The following is a 15,955-nucleotide window of genomic DNA, read 5'->3' on the forward strand; positions in this document are numbered from 1 at the left end:
GATCCGCTTATACCTCGCGCTGCGTTAATAGTCGGTGATCACGCGTGACCCCCTGCCACAGCGATGCGCGGCAAGGGGTATTTGGTCAAGCTTGACGTCGGCGGAAGTTTAGCCGCTGCCTGAAGGCCGCGACTAAACCTCGTCGGCGAAGTGCTTCATGGTCAGCAGGATAGGGTTAGGTGCCGCCTGCCCCAGTCCGCAGATCGACGCATCCTGCATCACCGTGCATAGCTCTGTCAGAAGGCCTTGATCCCACTGATCTGCTTGCATCAGCTTCACCGCTTTCTCGCAGCCCGACCGGCAAGGCGTACATTGCCCGCAGCTTTCATCCTCAAAGAAGCGAAGCATGTTCAGGGCTGCATCTTTGGCACTGTCTTGATCAGACAACACAACGACCGCGGCTGACCCGATAAAGGTGCCATGCGGTTGCAAGGTGTCGAAATCCAACGGGATGTCATTCATCGATGCGGGCAGCAGGCCCGAGGATGGTCCGCCCGGTTGATACGCCTTGAACGCGTGCCCATCGGCCATACCGCCACAGGCCTCGATGATGTCGGTGATGGTCGACCCGGCGGGCAGCAGATGCACACCCGGATTGGCAACGCGCCCAGATACCGAGTAGCTGCGCAGGCCCTTGCGGCCGTTCTTCTCAACCGAGGTCAGAATTTCTGGACCCTCTTGCATGATGCGCGCAACCCAGTGCAGCGTCTCGACGTTATGCACCAGCGTTGGGCGGTCAAAGATACCAACCTGCGCCACAAATGGTGGCCGGTGACGGGGAATGCCGCGCTTGCCTTCGATCGATTCGATCATCGCGCTTTCTTCGCCGCAGATATAAGCCCCCGCCCCGCGCCGCAGGTCAATATAGCCCGGTTCGACAATCCCGGCCTTTTCCAGCGCCGTGATTTCATCGGCAAGGATCGCCAGCACCGCCGGATACTCGTCGCGCATATAGATGAAGCAGGTCTCGGCCTCGACTGCCCAGGCTGCGATCAGCATACCTTCGAGCATCAGATGCGGGGTGCGTTCAAGATAGTAGCGGTCTTTGAACGTGCCCGGTTCGCCCTCATCGCCATTCACGGCAAGGTATCGCGGGCCTTCATTGGCGCGTACAAAGCCCCATTTGGTGCCCGATGGGAATCCAGCGCCACCTAGGCCACGCAGACCCGCTGACAAGATGGTCTCTTGCACAGCCTTCCAGTCGCCACCTTCGCGAAGCTTGCTCAGTTGGGCATAGCCGCCTTCGGCCTGATAGGCCGCGAGACCCTGATAGTCAGGCACATGCGCATGGGTGTCATCAGCAGCAATCGCGGCCTGAACCTTTTCAGGTGTGGCGTAGTCAATGTGGTTGTGACCAATTTCGAGCACCGGGGCCGTATCACAGCGGCCCATGCAGGGCGCACGGACGACACGCACCTCGGAGGCATCCAACCCATCCTCAAGCGCTTTTTGCAACGCCTCGGACCCGGCCAGTTCGCAGGACAAGCTGTCACAAACACGGATGGTCAATGCGGGTGGAGGTGTCTCGCCTTCCCGCACCACATCGAAATGCGCATAGAAGCTGGCGACTTCGTAAATTTCAGCCTGACCGATTTTCATCTCTACGCCCAGCGCGCGAATATGCGCGGCGGACAGCTGGCCATAGTGATCTTGAATTAGGTGCAGAAACTCAATCAACAGATCGCGGCGACGGGGCCGATCCCCAAGCAGGTCCTGCACTTCAGCCAGCGCATCCGGGTCAATCTGGCGGCCTTTGGGTCTGTGGCGACCCTTGCCCTTACCTGACTTCCAGATACCTTTTTTTTCGTCCAGCGCCATGGCCAACCCCAATCTCTATTCGCGCTCAACATAGCCAGAGGCGAAACCCGGGCGCTATCCAAAAGCGACATACACATGGCGGATTGCGCATAGTGGTGAATTCGCTGATAGTCTTAACAACTTGCCACTGATCCTGCGCGCGGTTCGCTATGTCCGGAATTTTTTCCCATCCCCTAAGAGTTTACGCGCTCGCCACTCTGGCGCCGATCCTGCTGATCGCACTGGGTGCCGTCTTCGGGGGCTTCTTTGCAATCGCAGCTCTGATCTACATGACCGCACTGGCTTACGGGCTTGATGCTGTCATCTCCCGCACTGCTCCCACCCATCAAGAGGACGAAACGAAGGGCGCCGCAGATATACTGTCTGTTACCCTCGGCTTGCTGCATTTCACGCTGCTCGCGCTGATTGTCTTTGCCCTAAGCGGCGGTACGGGTCTGACCATAGGCGCAACGGCTTTGGTCTTTCTGGCGGCGGGTTTGTTTTTTGGACAAGTTTCGAACTCCAACGCGCACGAACTGATTCACCGAGGTAATTGGGCGCTGCGGACGTTGGGCAAATGGGTCTATATCTCGCTACTGTTTGGGCATCATGCCTCGGCTCATCCGAAGGTTCATCACCGATGGGTGGCCACACCAGATGATCCAAATACGGCGCAAGAAGGCGACAGCTTCTATGATTTTGTGGCTGACGCTTGGATTGGCTCATTCGTGGCTGGTTACGAGATGGAGAAGCAAGATCTTCAGCGCCGATCTAAGCCCGGACTTAATCCGTATTATATATATGTCCTTGGCGGCTTTGTGATGCTGGTCCTTGCAGCGGTTATAGGAGGTATCGGCGGATTGATCGGATACGTCCTGCTTTGCCTTCACGCGCAAATTCAGCTGCTGTTATCTGATTATGTTCAGCACTACGGCCTTCTGCGAAGCAAGAATTCGGAAGGAGACTACGAGCCTGTTGGGCCCAAACACAGTTGGAACGCGCCCCATTGGTTTACCGGCCATATGATGTTGAACGCGCCAAGACACTCGGATCATCACGCCCATCCGATGCGCCCCTACCCATCGCTTGCGCCGCCAAGTGAAGGCGAGGCCCCGATCCTGCCCTATTCGCTGCCAATGATGGCGACCATTGCGTTGGTCCCACCGCTTTGGAACCGTGTTATGGGTCGAACCCTCAAGAGATGGCATAAACAACAAGATCAGCCGACCTGACCGGCCGCGCATCTAAGGAGAAAGCGGAGCTGTCTTTCCCCCTTGCCCAGTTTTTGCCCGCCATTATGCTGCACCAGGTTGAAATTCGGAGGGGCGTATGGTCGATCTATTGACGTTTGAAAACATGGGCAATTTGCTGATGTTGTGTTTCTTGCAAGCAGTGTTGGGATTCGACAACCTTCTATACATCTCGATTGAAAGCCAGCGCGCGCCTGTTGCGCACCAAAAGTCTGTCCGGTTTTGGGGCATTATCATTGCAGTCGCTCTGCGCGTTGTCTTGCTTTTCACTATGATCCACTTGATCGGTGCACTTTCAGCCCCGTTTTTCACCTTCAACATGCCCGGTATCATCGAAGGCGGTGTGAATTTCGCCACCCTGGTCTTTGTCCTCGGGGGTATATTCATTATCTACACTGCAGTGAAAGAAATCGGCCACTTGTTGTCTGTCGATCATTTGCACACCGATCTTGGGAACAAACCCGGCAAATCTGCCTTTAGGGTCGTTTTGATGATTGTGTTCATGAACTTGATCTTCAGCTTCGACAGCGTTTTGTCTGCCCTCGCAATTACAGACGTCTTCCCTGTTCTGGCCGCCGCTATCTTGATATCCGGTCTTGCGATGCTGCTGTTGGCAGACGGCGTTACAAAATTCCTTGAAAAAAACCGTATGTACGAGGTGCTGGGCCTGTTTATCCTACTGATTGTCGGTGTTGTCTTACTGGGCGAAGCTGGACCTGCTGCGGCCCACGCAATGCATGATGACAGCCTGCAAATCAAACTCATGGGCTACGACCTCGTCCCAATGTCCAAGACCACCTTCTATTTTTCCGTCATCGTGCTGTTTGTCGTCGAGGCGATCCAATCGGGTTATTCCCGCAAACTGGCCGCTGAACGTCGTGCCGCCCAAAGCCAAGATCATTCATAAACCCATAGCGATAATGGCCGCGTGCCCCTATATTGCAACTGACGTGGCGACCGAGGAAGGAGCCAGACGTGTCTGAGACCGGATTACAGAAAACTGCATTTTTCGTGCTTGTCGCGTTGATCCTCTATGTTTCGATCACAGGGGGCGCGTGATGTCACAACGCTATGGCGGGCAATACAGTCCAAAGGGAAACGGGGACGAGAAGGGAAAAACACCGCCTCGCTCGCCCTATCACGGCCAATCGCGCACTCGTGCGGGTGGACGCGTCAACCTGTTGTTCCTCGCGCCGCTTCCGCTGGCATTTCTCGCATTTTTCAGCACCCCCAATGGCCTGATCCTCCGGCTGTTGGCGTTTGGCATCCTGATTTCTGCTGCATGGCTGACCCGCGAGGGCGTGCTGGCACAAGAAGAATACGATGCCCGCAAAATTGCGCGCCGACCGGCCATGCCGCGCAAGCTGTTTGGGTCCATCCTGACAGGTCTTGGCGTGTTTGTTGCTGCATCGGTTGATGGCGCAATGCTGACCTCGGGCGTGTTCGGCGCGTTTGGGTTCGGGCTGCATATGCTTGCCTTCGGTCTTGACCCAATGCGCCACAAGGGCATGGATAATATTGACGAATTCCAGACCGACCGCGTTGCCCGCGCGGTCAACGAAGCTGAAAAGCACCTGAGCGCCATGAAACAGGCCATCGGGCGCACCAAAGACCGCCACCTTGATGCGCGGCTAGAGCAGTTTACAACCACCGCCCGCGATATGTTTCGCACTGTCGAAGATGACCCGCGCGACTTAACGGCTGCGCGCAAGTATCTGGGCGTCTACCTGTTGGGTGCACGTGATGCGACGGCCAAGTTCGTTGACATTTACATGCGCGATCCATCTGGGGGCGCACGGGCCGACTATGAAACCCTGCTGGACGATCTCGAGGCCAATTTTTCGGCTAAAACCCAGCAATTCCTAAGCGATGATCGCACAGACCTTGACGTTGAAATCGAAGTCCTGCGCGAGAGATTGGCACGCGAAGGCGTGCGCATGGAGTAACTTGTGAGGACTTTTCAATGACCAATACGACCCGCCAACAGGCCGAAGCTGCCCTGAAAGACATCGAAGAAGTGACAGCCGTCGTGCTGCCAGAGCCATCGACCGCGCTTATCCCGTTGGAAAAGGCCAACAAGAAGGTCACAGCGGCCATACAAAAGCGGATGAACGAGATCGACATGGAGAACACCCAGTCGATCATCGAGTTCGGATCCGCAGCGCAAGCCGAATTGCAAGTGATCAGTCAAGATATGTTGGCGGGTGTGCGCAACAAGGATGTAGGCCCCGCAGGGGACGGCTTGCGCAATATCGTAACCACGATCCGTGGCTTTTCGATTAGTGAAATGGACATGCGACGCGAGCGCAGCTGGTGGGAAAAACTTCTAGGCCGCATGGCGCCTGCCGCGAAATTCATGGCACGTTACGAGGATGTTCAGGGCCAGATCGACAGCATCACCGACAATCTGCTAGGTCACGAGCACACGCTTTTGAAAGACATCAAATCGCTCGATAAGCTCTATGAAAAGACACTCGAGTTCTATGATGAGCTTGCGCTTTACATCTCGGCTGGAGAGGCCAAGCTGGCCGAACTCGATGACAATGTAATCCCAGCGAAAGAGGCTGAAGTGGCCGATGCGCCAGAAGATCAGGGCGTGATAAAAGCACAGGAATTGCGCGATTTGCGCGCTGCGCGTGACGATTTGGAACGCCGCGTACACGATCTGAAGCTGACGCGCCAAGTGACAATGCAGTCTCTGCCGTCGATCCGTCTGGTTCAGGAAAACGACAAGTCGTTGGTGACCAAGATCAACTCGACCCTCGTGAACACTGTGCCACTTTGGGAAACGCAACTGGCGCAGGCCGTGACAATCCAACGCTCTGCCGAGGCCGCCGCTGCAGTCAAGGACGCCACCGATCTGACCAACGAGCTTCTGACAGCCAACGCGGAAAATCTGCAAGAAGCCAACCGCATGGTGCGCAAAGAAATGGAGCGCGGCGTTTTCGACATCGAAGCCGTGAAATCTGCCAACGCCACCCTGATCGCAACGATCGAGGAAAGCCTTGCCATCGCGGACGAAGGCAAAGCCAACCGTGCGGCTGCCGAAGAAGAATTGATCAAGATGGAAGCCGAATTGAAAAACACTCTGTCCGCTGCGAAAGCCCGCGGCACAGCGTCCGGCCACAACATCGCCGAGGCCGTGTCAAACAGCTGACACGGGTGAACATGGGGGCAACATGCGCCTGAACGCGCTTAAAACAGCTATGGGAGTGCTGGCGGTAACGCTGGCACTTTCGGCGTGTCAGACGCCCTTGCCGGGGGCTGGGCCAGAAACTTCACCCACGCCCAAGCCACGGACCGATGCTGCGCCGCAAGAACCAAGTGCAGAAAGCAAAGCTCTTGGTGTCTATTATGCAAGTGTTCAACGCAGCCTCTTGACCCAAGGATTGCTGCGCACGGATGGTGGCGGTGCCGACGTTCCGTTCAGCGCTGCGATGCTTGCCCGAAACTTCGAACGGATCGCGTTTTTTCAGGAATATTCACCATCAGGCGGAAAACTGATTGCACGCGAACGCGCCTCTCGACTGACACGTTGGGAAGAACCGGTACGGGTTTCCCTACGGTTTGGATTGTCTGTTCCGCCAAGCGAACGCACGCATGATCGGTCGCTGCTATCGCAATATCTACGCCGGTTGGCACGTGTTACAGGCCACCCGATCAGCCTTACAAATGGTAAAGGGAATTTCGCGGTATACGTCTTGAACGAGGACGAGCGAAAGGCGTTTGGTCCCGAACTTCAGCGCATCGTTCCGGGTATCAGCCCGGTAAGTCAACGCGCGGTGATCAATATGCCCCGCGACACCTATTGCCTTGTCTTTGGGCGTGACCCCAAGGACAACGGAGTGTTTGATCAGGCGGTTGCCATCATCCGCGCAGAACATCCCAAGCTCATGCGGGCATCGTGCATTCATGAAGAAGTCGCCCAAGGTTTGGGTCTGTCCAACGACAGCCCCTCGGCCCGGCCATCGATCTTCAACGACGATGAAGAGTTCGGGCTACTCACCACACATGACGAAAACCTACTTCGCATGCTTTATGACGAACGGCTGCGCCCCGGCATGATCGCCGACGAGGCCCGTCCGATTGTAAAACAAATTGCCGTCGAATTGACCGGCGGCTCAGTATGACCGACACCCCAAGGAGGGAGCGTAACTATGGGAATTCTTGATTTTTTAACCGGCGAGTTTATTGACGTCATTCATTGGGTGGATGACACCCGAGACACAATGGTCTGGCGGTTCGAGCGTGAAGGGCACGAGATCAAATACGGCGCCAAGCTGACTGTCCGCGAAGGGCAGGCGGCCGTGTTCGTTCACGAAGGGCAACTTGCCGACGTGTTCACGCCGGGTCTTTACATGTTGGAAACCAACAACATGCCGATCCTGACGACGATCAATCACTGGGATCACGGCTTCAAATCCCCGTTCAAGTCCGAGATCTACTACGTCAACACGACGCGGTTCCACGACCTGAAATGGGGCACCAAAAACCCGATCATGTTGCGTGACCCCGAATTCGGACCAACTCGCGTGCGTGCCTATGGCACCTACAGCGTGCGAGTTTCGGACCCGGCGAAGTTCTTGGTCGAAATCGTCGGAACCGACGGCGAATTCACCATGGACGAGATCAGCTATCAAATCCGCAACATCATCGTTCAGGCGTTCAGCCGCGTTATCGCGTCCTCGGGCATTCCGGTTCTGGATATGGCCGCCAACACCGCCGATCTTGGCAAGCTGATCGTGACCGAAATCTCTGGCATCGTGGCTGAATACGGCCTAACGATCCCCGAATTCTATATCGAAAATATCTCGCTGCCACCCGCGGTCGAGGCCGCGTTGGACAAGCGCACCTCGATGGGGATTGCCGGTGACCTAGGCGCCTATAGCCAGTATTCGGCAGCCGAAGCGATGACATCTGCGGCTCAAAACCCCAACGGAGGCGGCGGTATGGGCGCAGGTCTTGGGATGGGCATGGGAATGGCCATGGCTGGTCAGATGGCACAAAGCGGCCCATGGGGGAGCGCCCCTGCAAGCACCCAAACGCCACCGCCAGCCCCGATCGAGCGCGTGTGGCACGTGGCGGAGAACGGCCAAAGCACCGGCCCGTTTTCCAAAGCTGCGCTGGGCCGAATGGCATCATCAGGCGACCTGACACGCGACACCCATGTTTGGACCCCGGGATTGGACGGCTGGAAGCCTGCTGATGAAGTGGCAGAGCTGGCGCAGCTTTTTACAATCCTTCCACCACCGCCGCCTGGAGCATGATGCTTTGAACCGTCGTACGATGATCAAGTGGCTGCATTGGTTGGCCTTTGGGTTGATTCTGTATTTCTTCATCGTTGAACCCGAGGGTGTTCGAGGCAGCCCCGGTCTGGGGCTGGCAACGCACTCTGGAATGGGCATTATTCTTGCGTTGGTGGCTGCCGTTTGGCTGGGGCTATTCGTCAAAAACGGACTGGCGGGACGTGCTGGGCCAAAACTGCCTGTATGGGGCAAACGATTCCATGGGCTTTCCCATCGTTTGCTTCAAATCGGTTTGCCGGTAACGGTCGCGACCGGTGCTTTTGCCGGTTTGGCAGCTCCGTTTGCTATCAAAGCCTTTGGCGTCCTCCAGATAAACCCCGCCGCAGGGACGAAAGGGCTGCACGAATTTACCGAAGAGATCCACGAGATCGCATTCGATGCGTTAGTCGTCCTAATCGTTGCCCACGCTGGATTCCATTTGTGGCGCCACTTCATGCTAAAGGACAACGCCCTACGAATAATGGTGCCAAAGATGCTCCATAGATATCTTTAGGGGAATTCCATGGCCTACCCGCGCGAAGACACAGAAGCTCCGCTGGAAGAACACCGCTTTCCCTGCGACCAATGCGGGGCAGATATGCGTTTCGATCCGGAACGCAATGAACTGACCTGTGACCACTGCGGCTTTCACGCGCCAATTGATGATCGTCCAGCCATGGTTCCGGTTATCCGCGAATTGGATCTGAAACGTGCATTGGCGGATCAGCTGCCGGATGCCGAGACAGAGGTGACACGCGTCGTTACTTGCCCAAATTGTGCGGCGCTGATCGAGTTTGATGACCATACTCACGCCACTGAATGTCCGTTCTGTGCAACACCCGTTGTGACCGACACGGGCACACATAGGCGTTACAAACCAAAAGGAGTGGCCCCGTTCGAGGTTGAAGAGAGCGAAGCGCGACAAGCAATGACAGATTGGCTTGGACGTCTTTGGTTCGCCCCCAACGGGCTGCGGGATTACGCCCGTAAAGGGCGTAAAATGACGGGCATCTATGTGCCCTATTGGACCTTCGATGCCGACACCAAAACCAGATACTCTGGCCAACGCGGTACTGTGCATGAACGGGTGCGCACCGTGATGGTGAACGGCGAACGACAGCAAAGGCGGACCCGTCACGTGAAGTGGCGCTCGGTCTCGGGCCGCGTTGCTCGGTTCTTTGACGATGTGCTGGTGCTGGCATCGCGCGGCCTGCCGAAAAAGTACACGGACGCACTGGAACCTTGGGACCTGTCCCGGCTGGAGCCATATCGCCCTGAATACCTCGCCGGTTTCCGGGCCGAGGGATACACGATCGAACTTGAGCAGGGTTTTTCCGAAGCACGGGACTATATGAACCGCATCATTCTGCGCGACGTGAAATTCGACATTGGCGGCGATCGTCAGCGGGTCAGTGACATGGATACCAATATGTCGGACGTCACCTTCAAGCACATCTTGCTGCCGGTTTGGCTTGCCGCATACAAATATCGCGGGCGGACCTATCGTTTTGTCGTGAATGGACAGAATGGACGGGTCCAAGGGGAACGTCCGTACTCTGCGTGGAAAATCACTTTTGCCGTCATTCTGGGCCTGATCGCGGCCATCACCATCGGCTATTTGTCTGCACAAAGCCAATAAGCATCAGGGAATTAACATGAGAGCCTTAGTACAACGCGTCAGCGAAGCCGCGGTGCATGTGGACGGCACACTGATCGGGGACACTGGCCCCGGCCTGTTGATCTTGGTTTGCGCGATGGAAGGCGACACCGAGGCCAATGCCGACACCTTGGCCGCCAAGATCTCAAAACTGCGTATCTTCAAGGACGAAGCGGGCAAAATGAACCGCTCGCTGGTCGACACGGGTGGGGGTGCTTTGGTGGTCAGCCAGTTCACACTCGCTGCTGATACATCGCGCGGCAACCGGCCCGGATTTTCGACCGCTGCTGCCCCATCCGAAGGCGAGCGCTTATACGAGTATTTCGCAGACGCGCTTCGCAAATTGGGCATCAATGTTGCACAAGGTCAGTTCGGTGCGGACATGAAAGTGTCTTTGGTGAATGACGGACCCGTGACCATCTGGATGGAGTTCTGAGGCGCGACAAGCCTGAGCATGTCTCAATATCCGGCGGTACGATCCAGCAAATGCAGTAGCGGCTCGCCTGCCTCGCTTCTGCGAAGGTTTTCAGCAACGACGCGTGCTGCTGTATTGGGGCGAGTGTCCGACGCGATGTGCGGAGTCACTGTTACCTTCGGATGCGCCCAAAAGGGATTGTCGTCTGGCAAAGGCTCAACACGGAAGACATCAAGGGTGGCGTGGCCAATCTGCCCGCGATCCAACGCGGCCAGCAATGCGGCGTCGTCAATCAACGGCCCACGGCCGGGGTTAATGACAACCGCGCCTTGCGGCATGAGGTCCAGCCTCTCTTCGTTCAGCACGTTTTCAGTCTCGGGCGTTGAAGGCAGCAACAGAACGACAATCTCGGCGCCCGCAAGAACAGAGGCCAGCCCCTGCTCACCGCTATAGCATGTGACGCCCGGGATATCCTTTTGGGTTCGGCTCCACCCGCTGACCTTAAAGTTCAGCGCGACAAGTGCTTGTGCCTCTGCGGCACCCAGTTCCCCCAGTCCCAACACAGCGACCGAACGGTCCCGCGCCAAGGGCGGGACATGCCGGTTCCAAAGGGGCTGAGTACGATGGACGAATTCGTCCATCCCCAGATGGTGACGCAGCACATGACCTGTCACCCATTCAGTCATGCCTTCGCGCAGGCCCCCATCAACCATCCGCGTATAGGGAATGGTCAGGGTTGGGTTGCCAACCACCTTTTCGGCCCCAGCCCACAGCCCAAACACCGCCTGGGCACGTATGAACGGCGTGAAATCCTGCACGGGGCCATTTGGCGCATAAACGATGTAATCAACGGTTTCCGGCGGCATGTCATCGGACAGATTGACGGCGATCCCGACCTCTTCAAGTGATTTGTGTAACTCGGTTTCATAGATGGGCCACAGCGCTGGGTTGCCCGCGTAAAGAACATTGATGGTCATCGTTTCTGCCTCGCTCTATGCACATGGGCGCTTTGCACCAAACCAAATCCAACCAGCAAAACCAACATGGCCGACCCACCATAGCTGACCAAGGGAAGCGGCACGCCCACAACCGGTGCCAAGCCCATGACCATGGACATATTCACAGCAAAGAACAGGAAGAACGTTACGGCCACCCCAAGGATCAGAAGCGAGCTGAAACGGTCCTTATTCTGGAACGCCGCCGCCGCGCAGAAAGCAAGGATCAACACGTAAAGCCCCAACAGAGACACCCCGCCGATAAAGCCCAGTTCCTCGGCCAGGGTGGTGAAGATAAAGTCGGTTTGTTTCTCTGGCAGAAAGTTCAACCGCGACTGCGTGCCTTGCATGAACCCGCGCCCGGTCCAGCCACCTGACCCCAAAGCGATCTTAGATTGTGTGATGTGATAGCCTGCCCCCAAAGGGTCTGATGATGGATCCAAAAAGGTGTCGATCCGACGGTATTGGTAGTCCTTCAGAAGTTGCCAATCTGTACCGCGCGACATGAAGACGGACGTCACCAGCCCGACGCCGGCGGCAATCACAGCGCCGAAGTACCAAAGGCTGACCCCCGCCAAAAACATCATTGCGCCGCCACCTGCCAACAACAGGATCGAAGTGCCAAGATCGGGCTGCTTCAAGACCAACGCGGTGGGCAAAAGAATCAGAATAATCGGAAGTAACACCCAAAACGGGCGCGAGACCTTTTTGATATCGAGCCAGTCGTAATAGGCGGCCAAGATCATAACCAAGGTGAGCTTCGACAGCTCTGACGGTTGTAGCCGCATGAACCCCAGGTCGATCCAGCGCTGAGCACCCATTCCGGTGGTTCCGATCAGCTCTACCAAAACCAGTAATATCAGAGAGATGATATATCCCAGCCCAGCCATATTGCGCCAAAACCAGATGGGCACCATCGCGATGGCGAACATAAGGAACATACCCAGCGCAAACCGTTTCATTTGGGCGGCTGCCCATGGTTCCATACTGCCGCCAGCCACGGAATAGAGCATCAGAAACCCCATTCCCGCCACTGCTGTAAGCAACAAAACCAAGAACCAGTTTACGTAAAGCACCTTACGTAGCCCGGCTGGGACGTATTTGACGTTATACTCTAAATAGCTCATGCGCGGTTTTTGCTGTCGACGAAACGCTCGACGGGCGGGCGGCTCAGCAATTCCTCAATGTCACGTTGACGCGCCCGGATCGTGCCGCGCTGGCTCTCGGGATAGGCCTCCAACGGCGGCTCTCCGTTATAGGCGGTTTGCAGCAGGATATCGCGTGCGATAGGTGCTGCCGCTTTGGAGCCACCCCCGCCGTGCTCAACAACCACTGTGACCGCGTAGCGCGGCGCCTCAGCAGGGGCATAACACACAAACAGCGCATGGTCGCGACGGTTCCAAGGCAAATCCTCGTTCCGGGTCACCCCGCGTGCGCGCTCGGCCTTGGTGATATTGCGCACCTGACTTGTACCGGTCTTGCCCGCCATGCGCAGTTCCTCAGCAACGATCTTAGACCGCCCTGCTGTACCCCGCTTGGCATTGACAACATCGTACATACCTTGACGAACAAGGCGTAGGCTTTCGGACCCGACACCGAGCACCCCATCATTGCGAATAGGCTGTTCTACCCCGTTGATCGCCCGCACAAGACGCGGAGAAATCGCCTGACCAGTCGCGATACGCGCCGTCATTACTGTCAGTTGCAGCGGAGACGCCAAGACGAAGCCTTGCCCTATGCCCGCATTCAAACTGTCACCGATAACCCAATCCGCCCCCCGCGCTTGCCGTTTCCAGTCCTTCGTCGGGATAAGGCCCTGCGCAACCGCTGACAGCGGTAGGTCGTGTCGTTCCCCCAACCCTAACTTGCGGGCCATCGCGGCAATCTTCTCGATCCCGACGCGCTGCGCGATTTCATAATAATAAACGTCGCAGCTTTGCTCCAAGCTCTTGTTCAGATCGACCTTCCCGTGACCCGCACGTTTCCAGCAGTGGAACCTGCGGCCATGAACCTCCAAAAACCCGTTGCAGCGTATGATCTCTCCCGGGCTGACCACACCTTCTTCCAGCGCCGCAAGCGCTGTCACCATCTTAAAGGTCGACCCCGGCGGGTAAGTCCCCTGCGCTGATTTTGCTGCAAGCGGGCGATAGGGATCTTCCAACAAGGAATTATAGTCCGCGCTTGAAATGCCGCGCACGAATTTGTTCGGGTCGAAAGACGGTGCGGACCCGATGGCCAAGACATCACCGTTCCGCGTGTCCATCACAACAGCCGCCGCGCTTTCACCCGCAAGCCGGGCCTGAACATAAGCCTGCAAATCGGCGTCCACAGTCAGCTGGACATTGTCCCCCACCTGTCCTTCTTCGCGCCCCAGCTCGCGCATTTCGCGGCCCACAGCGTTTACTTCGACCTCCCGCGTGCCAGACGAACCGCGCAGGTCGAGTTCCATCTTCGTCTCAACCCCGCTTTTCCCGATTTGGAACCGGGGAATTTGTAAAAGCGGGTCTGGGTCCTCAAGCTTGCTTAGGTCGTAATCCGAAACCGGGCCGACATAGCCCACGACATGGGCGAAATCAGACGCGCGCGGATAGATCCGGGATAATCCAACCTCGGGCGTGACGCCGGGCAATACGGGCGCGTTGATTGCTACTTCGGTCACATCTTCCCAAGCGACGCGGTCTGCAACTGTGACCGGAACGAAAGAGCTTCGGCGCTTCATCTCGTCCAGCACCCGCTCAACCTCGTCGTCTTCAATCCAGACCAGCTTCCGAAGGTTGTCTAGCACCTTGACGGGATCGCCTGCATCTTCGCGCACCAGAACGATACGATAATTCTGCTCGTTCCCGGCAATCAGCTTACCATTGCGGTCGTGAACCAAACCCCGCGCCGGCGGGACTAGCTGGAACTTGATACGGTTCTCTTCTGCAAGGGATCGGTACTCTTCGGTCTGGTCGACCTGCATGAAGCGCATACGTCCGACCAGTAGGGCCGCAAAGGACACCTGCAAGCCGCCCAGAAACAGACCGCGGCGCGTGATCTTGCGCGCGCTCTTCTCTGTATCGATTGGCGAACGTTTCATGCGGCTTGCCCTTTAATCGGATCATCACCCGGTTGCAGCTTTTCGACGCCCAAAACATAGACAGACACAAAAACAGCAATCGGATATATGGCGACGGTTGCCAGCAGTTGCAACAAGGCGCGACCAAATGGCACCTGTTCCACGAAGAACACGCTTAGCAGCAGACGCTGGGCAATCAGCATAGCAAACAGAGTGGCCGCCACCAGCCCCCATTCCACTAAGAAATGCTGTTCGCGCATTGCTGGTTCACGACGGCGCAGGAATTCGGATCCTGCCACAATCATCAACGGCCAAACGCCGGGTACGCGTAGGAACATCATGTCCATAATGAAAAACAGTAGGGCAACCAGCAGCACAGGTACATAATCCGGGCGACGCAAAACCCAAGCAAAGACGAAGGCAAGAAGAACATCGGGACCTGGGATGCGCCCGGGCGTTAGATCAATTGGCAAGAGCCGCGCAAACAAAACGACCATGGCGATCCCAACCAGCCCTGCGGCAAACAGCATGCGCATGAGGGTTAGCCGATCGGTCATCCATCCGCCTCCTCGACAACGGGTGTTCCGGGGGGCGTATCTTCGACCTCCAAATCGATTTGCGGCGGGGGTGCTAAGGCAGGGGTCGAGACGATCAAGGCACCGTCGTCGTCCACCTTTTCGCCGGGGTGACTGCGCAGAACGCGTAGAAATTCAAGCCGTTCATAATCCGCCGACAGCCGCACCCGAAGGCGCCTGTCCGTTCCCATGGCCACATGCCCCACCAAAAGCCCTGCCGGGAACACGCCCCCATCACCGGACGAGACGACACGGTCGCCGGGCCGAACCTTCTCTGGGGCTTCAAGGAATTCTATCGGGGGGGCTGCACTGTTGTCACCCACAAGCAGCGCAGTCTGTCCTGAGGGTTGAACCATGATCGGCACGCGACTGTTGCTGTCGGTAAGTAGGATTACGCGGCTGGTCTGCTGACCCACCCCCGAGATGCGGCCGGACAGGCCCAACCCATCCGTGGTGGCCCAACCGTCCATGATCCCGTCACGTGCCCCGATATTCAAAAGCACGGATTGTCGAAAAGGAGATCCGCTGTCCGTCAACACCACGCCCGTGACATAGGACAGTTGGGCATCAAGGCGCACATTATTTAGGGTCAAAAGCTGCGCGTTTTCCTGTTCCAACTGAAGGGCGGCTTCTTTCCAAGCCTTCATTTGCTGAAGCTCACGCCTTAGCTCTTGGTTTTGCTCGTATATCCGCTGATAGGACTGAAAATCTTCAACCATGCCCACCAATTTGGTCACTGGCACCAGCGCCCAGTCAAAGCTTGGCACAACGCGGTCCACCAGATTTGCGCGGAATTGTTCAACGCGCGGACTGTCGATGCGCCAGACAAGGAAGACCAAAAACAGACACACCATCAGTATCCCGACAAAAAGCCGACGCAATGGGCGGGCGTAGATGTCGCTCTGATTGGGTTTCTTTGCCAA

At 56.8% G+C, this 15,955-nt stretch carries 15 protein-coding genes; 9 read left to right on the forward strand and 6 right to left on the reverse strand.

The window, feature by feature from the left end; all coding sequences use genetic code 11:
• Positions 1-132: 132 nt before the first annotated feature.
• A complete protein-coding gene (locus tag V6N04_RS01650) occupies positions 133-1,818 on the reverse strand; it encodes an NAD(P)H-dependent oxidoreductase subunit E (protein ID WP_371168371.1) in 1,686 nt (561 codons plus the stop codon).
• Between the two features lie 149 nt (positions 1,819-1,967).
• On the opposite strand from V6N04_RS01650, the gene V6N04_RS01655 reads away from it, so the two are divergent.
• The 9 genes from V6N04_RS01655 (at position 1,968) to dtd (ending at position 10,425) form a co-directional block, all read left to right on the forward strand.
• Positions 1,968-3,029 carry an alkane 1-monooxygenase gene (locus tag V6N04_RS01655; RefSeq protein ID WP_371168372.1) on the forward strand — a complete coding sequence of 354 codons (1,062 nt, stop codon included), beginning with the start codon at positions 1,968-1,970 and terminating at the stop codon, positions 3,027-3,029.
• A 97-nt stretch (positions 3,030-3,126) separates the two neighbouring features.
• Positions 3,127-3,954, forward strand: coding sequence for a TerC family protein (locus V6N04_RS01660; RefSeq protein WP_371168373.1), 828 nt, complete (start codon positions 3,127-3,129; stop codon positions 3,952-3,954).
• A 151-nt stretch (positions 3,955-4,105) separates the two neighbouring features.
• The gene (locus V6N04_RS01665; protein ID WP_371168374.1) at positions 4,106-4,993 is read left to right on the forward strand and encodes a 5-bromo-4-chloroindolyl phosphate hydrolysis family protein; all 888 of its coding nucleotides are present in this window, start codon (positions 4,106-4,108) and stop codon (positions 4,991-4,993) included.
• A 17-nt stretch (positions 4,994-5,010) separates the two neighbouring features.
• Positions 5,011-6,204 carry a toxic anion resistance protein gene (locus V6N04_RS01670; RefSeq protein ID WP_371168375.1) on the forward strand — a complete coding sequence of 398 codons (1,194 nt, stop codon included), beginning with the start codon at positions 5,011-5,013 and terminating at the stop codon, positions 6,202-6,204.
• 22 nt (positions 6,205-6,226) lie between these two features.
• Positions 6,227-7,177 (forward strand): DUF2927 domain-containing protein, encoded by a 951-nt coding sequence (locus V6N04_RS01675; RefSeq protein ID WP_371168376.1) that lies wholly within the window; start codon positions 6,227-6,229, stop codon positions 7,175-7,177.
• Positions 7,178-7,204: 27 nt separating this feature from the next.
• The gene (locus V6N04_RS01680; protein ID WP_371168377.1) at positions 7,205-8,314 is read left to right on the forward strand and encodes an SPFH domain-containing protein; all 1,110 of its coding nucleotides are present in this window, start codon (positions 7,205-7,207) and stop codon (positions 8,312-8,314) included.
• A 4-nt stretch (positions 8,315-8,318) separates the two neighbouring features.
• On the forward strand, positions 8,319-8,846 hold the full coding sequence (locus tag V6N04_RS01685) for a cytochrome b (RefSeq protein WP_371168378.1): 528 nt from the start codon (positions 8,319-8,321) through the stop codon (positions 8,844-8,846).
• Between the two features lie 9 nt (positions 8,847-8,855).
• Positions 8,856-9,971, forward strand: coding sequence for a TFIIB-type zinc ribbon-containing protein (locus tag V6N04_RS01690; RefSeq protein WP_371168379.1), 1,116 nt, complete (start codon positions 8,856-8,858; stop codon positions 9,969-9,971).
• A 16-nt stretch (positions 9,972-9,987) separates the two neighbouring features.
• Positions 9,988-10,425, forward strand: a complete 438-nt coding sequence (dtd, locus tag V6N04_RS01695) for a D-aminoacyl-tRNA deacylase (protein WP_371168380.1) — start codon at positions 9,988-9,990, stop codon at positions 10,423-10,425.
• A gap of 23 nt (positions 10,426-10,448) precedes the next feature.
• Here the strand turns inward: dtd and V6N04_RS01700 are convergent, their stop codons facing one another.
• From V6N04_RS01700 to mreC, 5 genes are read right to left on the reverse strand one after another with little or no spacing between them, the layout of a single operon-like run.
• Complete coding sequence (locus tag V6N04_RS01700; RefSeq protein WP_371168381.1) at positions 10,449-11,381, reverse strand: 2-hydroxyacid dehydrogenase; 933 nt, start codon at positions 11,379-11,381, stop codon at positions 10,449-10,451.
• Positions 11,378-12,526 (reverse strand): rod shape-determining protein RodA, encoded by a 1,149-nt coding sequence (gene rodA, locus V6N04_RS01705; RefSeq protein ID WP_371168382.1) that lies wholly within the window; start codon positions 12,524-12,526, stop codon positions 11,378-11,380. Before rodA ends, V6N04_RS01700 begins: the two co-directional genes overlap by 4 nt.
• Complete coding sequence (gene mrdA / locus V6N04_RS01710; RefSeq protein WP_371168383.1) at positions 12,523-14,478, reverse strand: penicillin-binding protein 2; 1,956 nt, start codon at positions 14,476-14,478, stop codon at positions 12,523-12,525. Before mrdA ends, rodA begins: the two co-directional genes overlap by 4 nt.
• A complete protein-coding gene (locus V6N04_RS01715) occupies positions 14,475-15,014 on the reverse strand; it encodes a rod shape-determining protein MreD (protein WP_371168384.1) in 540 nt (179 codons plus the stop codon). The genes mrdA and V6N04_RS01715 overlap by 4 nt, the downstream gene beginning before the upstream one ends.
• Positions 15,011-15,955: a rod shape-determining protein MreC gene (gene mreC / locus V6N04_RS01720; protein WP_371168385.1), complete on the reverse strand. Its 945-nt coding sequence runs from the start codon at positions 15,953-15,955 to the stop codon at positions 15,011-15,013. Before mreC ends, V6N04_RS01715 begins: the two co-directional genes overlap by 4 nt.

The organism is Aliiroseovarius conchicola, assembly GCF_041403445.1.
Taxonomy (GTDB): Bacteria; Pseudomonadota; Alphaproteobacteria; order Rhodobacterales; family Rhodobacteraceae; genus Aliiroseovarius; species Aliiroseovarius conchicola.

Excerpts from the sequence above, each read along its gene's own strand:
- V6N04_RS01700 (WP_371168381.1), bottom strand. The coding sequence starts at position 11,381 with ATGACCATCAATGTTCTTTACGCGGGCAACCCAGCGCTGTGGCCCATC.
- V6N04_RS01650 (WP_371168371.1), bottom strand. The coding sequence starts at position 1,818 with ATGGCGCTGGACGAAAAAAAAGGTATCTGGAAGTCAGGTAAGGGCAAG.
- V6N04_RS01670 (WP_371168375.1), top strand. The coding sequence starts at position 5,011 with ATGACCAATACGACCCGCCAACAGGCCGAAGCTGCCCTGAAAGACATC.
- V6N04_RS01655 (WP_371168372.1), top strand. The coding sequence starts at position 1,968 with ATGTCCGGAATTTTTTCCCATCCCCTAAGAGTTTACGCGCTCGCCACT.
- V6N04_RS01715 (WP_371168384.1), bottom strand. The coding sequence starts at position 15,014 with ATGACCGATCGGCTAACCCTCATGCGCATGCTGTTTGCCGCAGGGCTG.
- V6N04_RS01680 (WP_371168377.1), top strand. The coding sequence starts at position 7,205 with ATGGGAATTCTTGATTTTTTAACCGGCGAGTTTATTGACGTCATTCAT.
- V6N04_RS01660 (WP_371168373.1), top strand. The coding sequence starts at position 3,127 with ATGGTCGATCTATTGACGTTTGAAAACATGGGCAATTTGCTGATGTTG.
- dtd (WP_371168380.1), top strand. The coding sequence starts at position 9,988 with ATGAGAGCCTTAGTACAACGCGTCAGCGAAGCCGCGGTGCATGTGGAC.
- rodA (WP_371168382.1), bottom strand. The coding sequence starts at position 12,526 with ATGAGCTATTTAGAGTATAACGTCAAATACGTCCCAGCCGGGCTACGT.
- V6N04_RS01665 (WP_371168374.1), top strand. The coding sequence starts at position 4,106 with ATGTCACAACGCTATGGCGGGCAATACAGTCCAAAGGGAAACGGGGAC.
- mrdA (WP_371168383.1), bottom strand. The coding sequence starts at position 14,478 with ATGAAACGTTCGCCAATCGATACAGAGAAGAGCGCGCGCAAGATCACG.
- V6N04_RS01675 (WP_371168376.1), top strand. The coding sequence starts at position 6,227 with ATGCGCCTGAACGCGCTTAAAACAGCTATGGGAGTGCTGGCGGTAACG.
- V6N04_RS01690 (WP_371168379.1), top strand. The coding sequence starts at position 8,856 with ATGGCCTACCCGCGCGAAGACACAGAAGCTCCGCTGGAAGAACACCGC.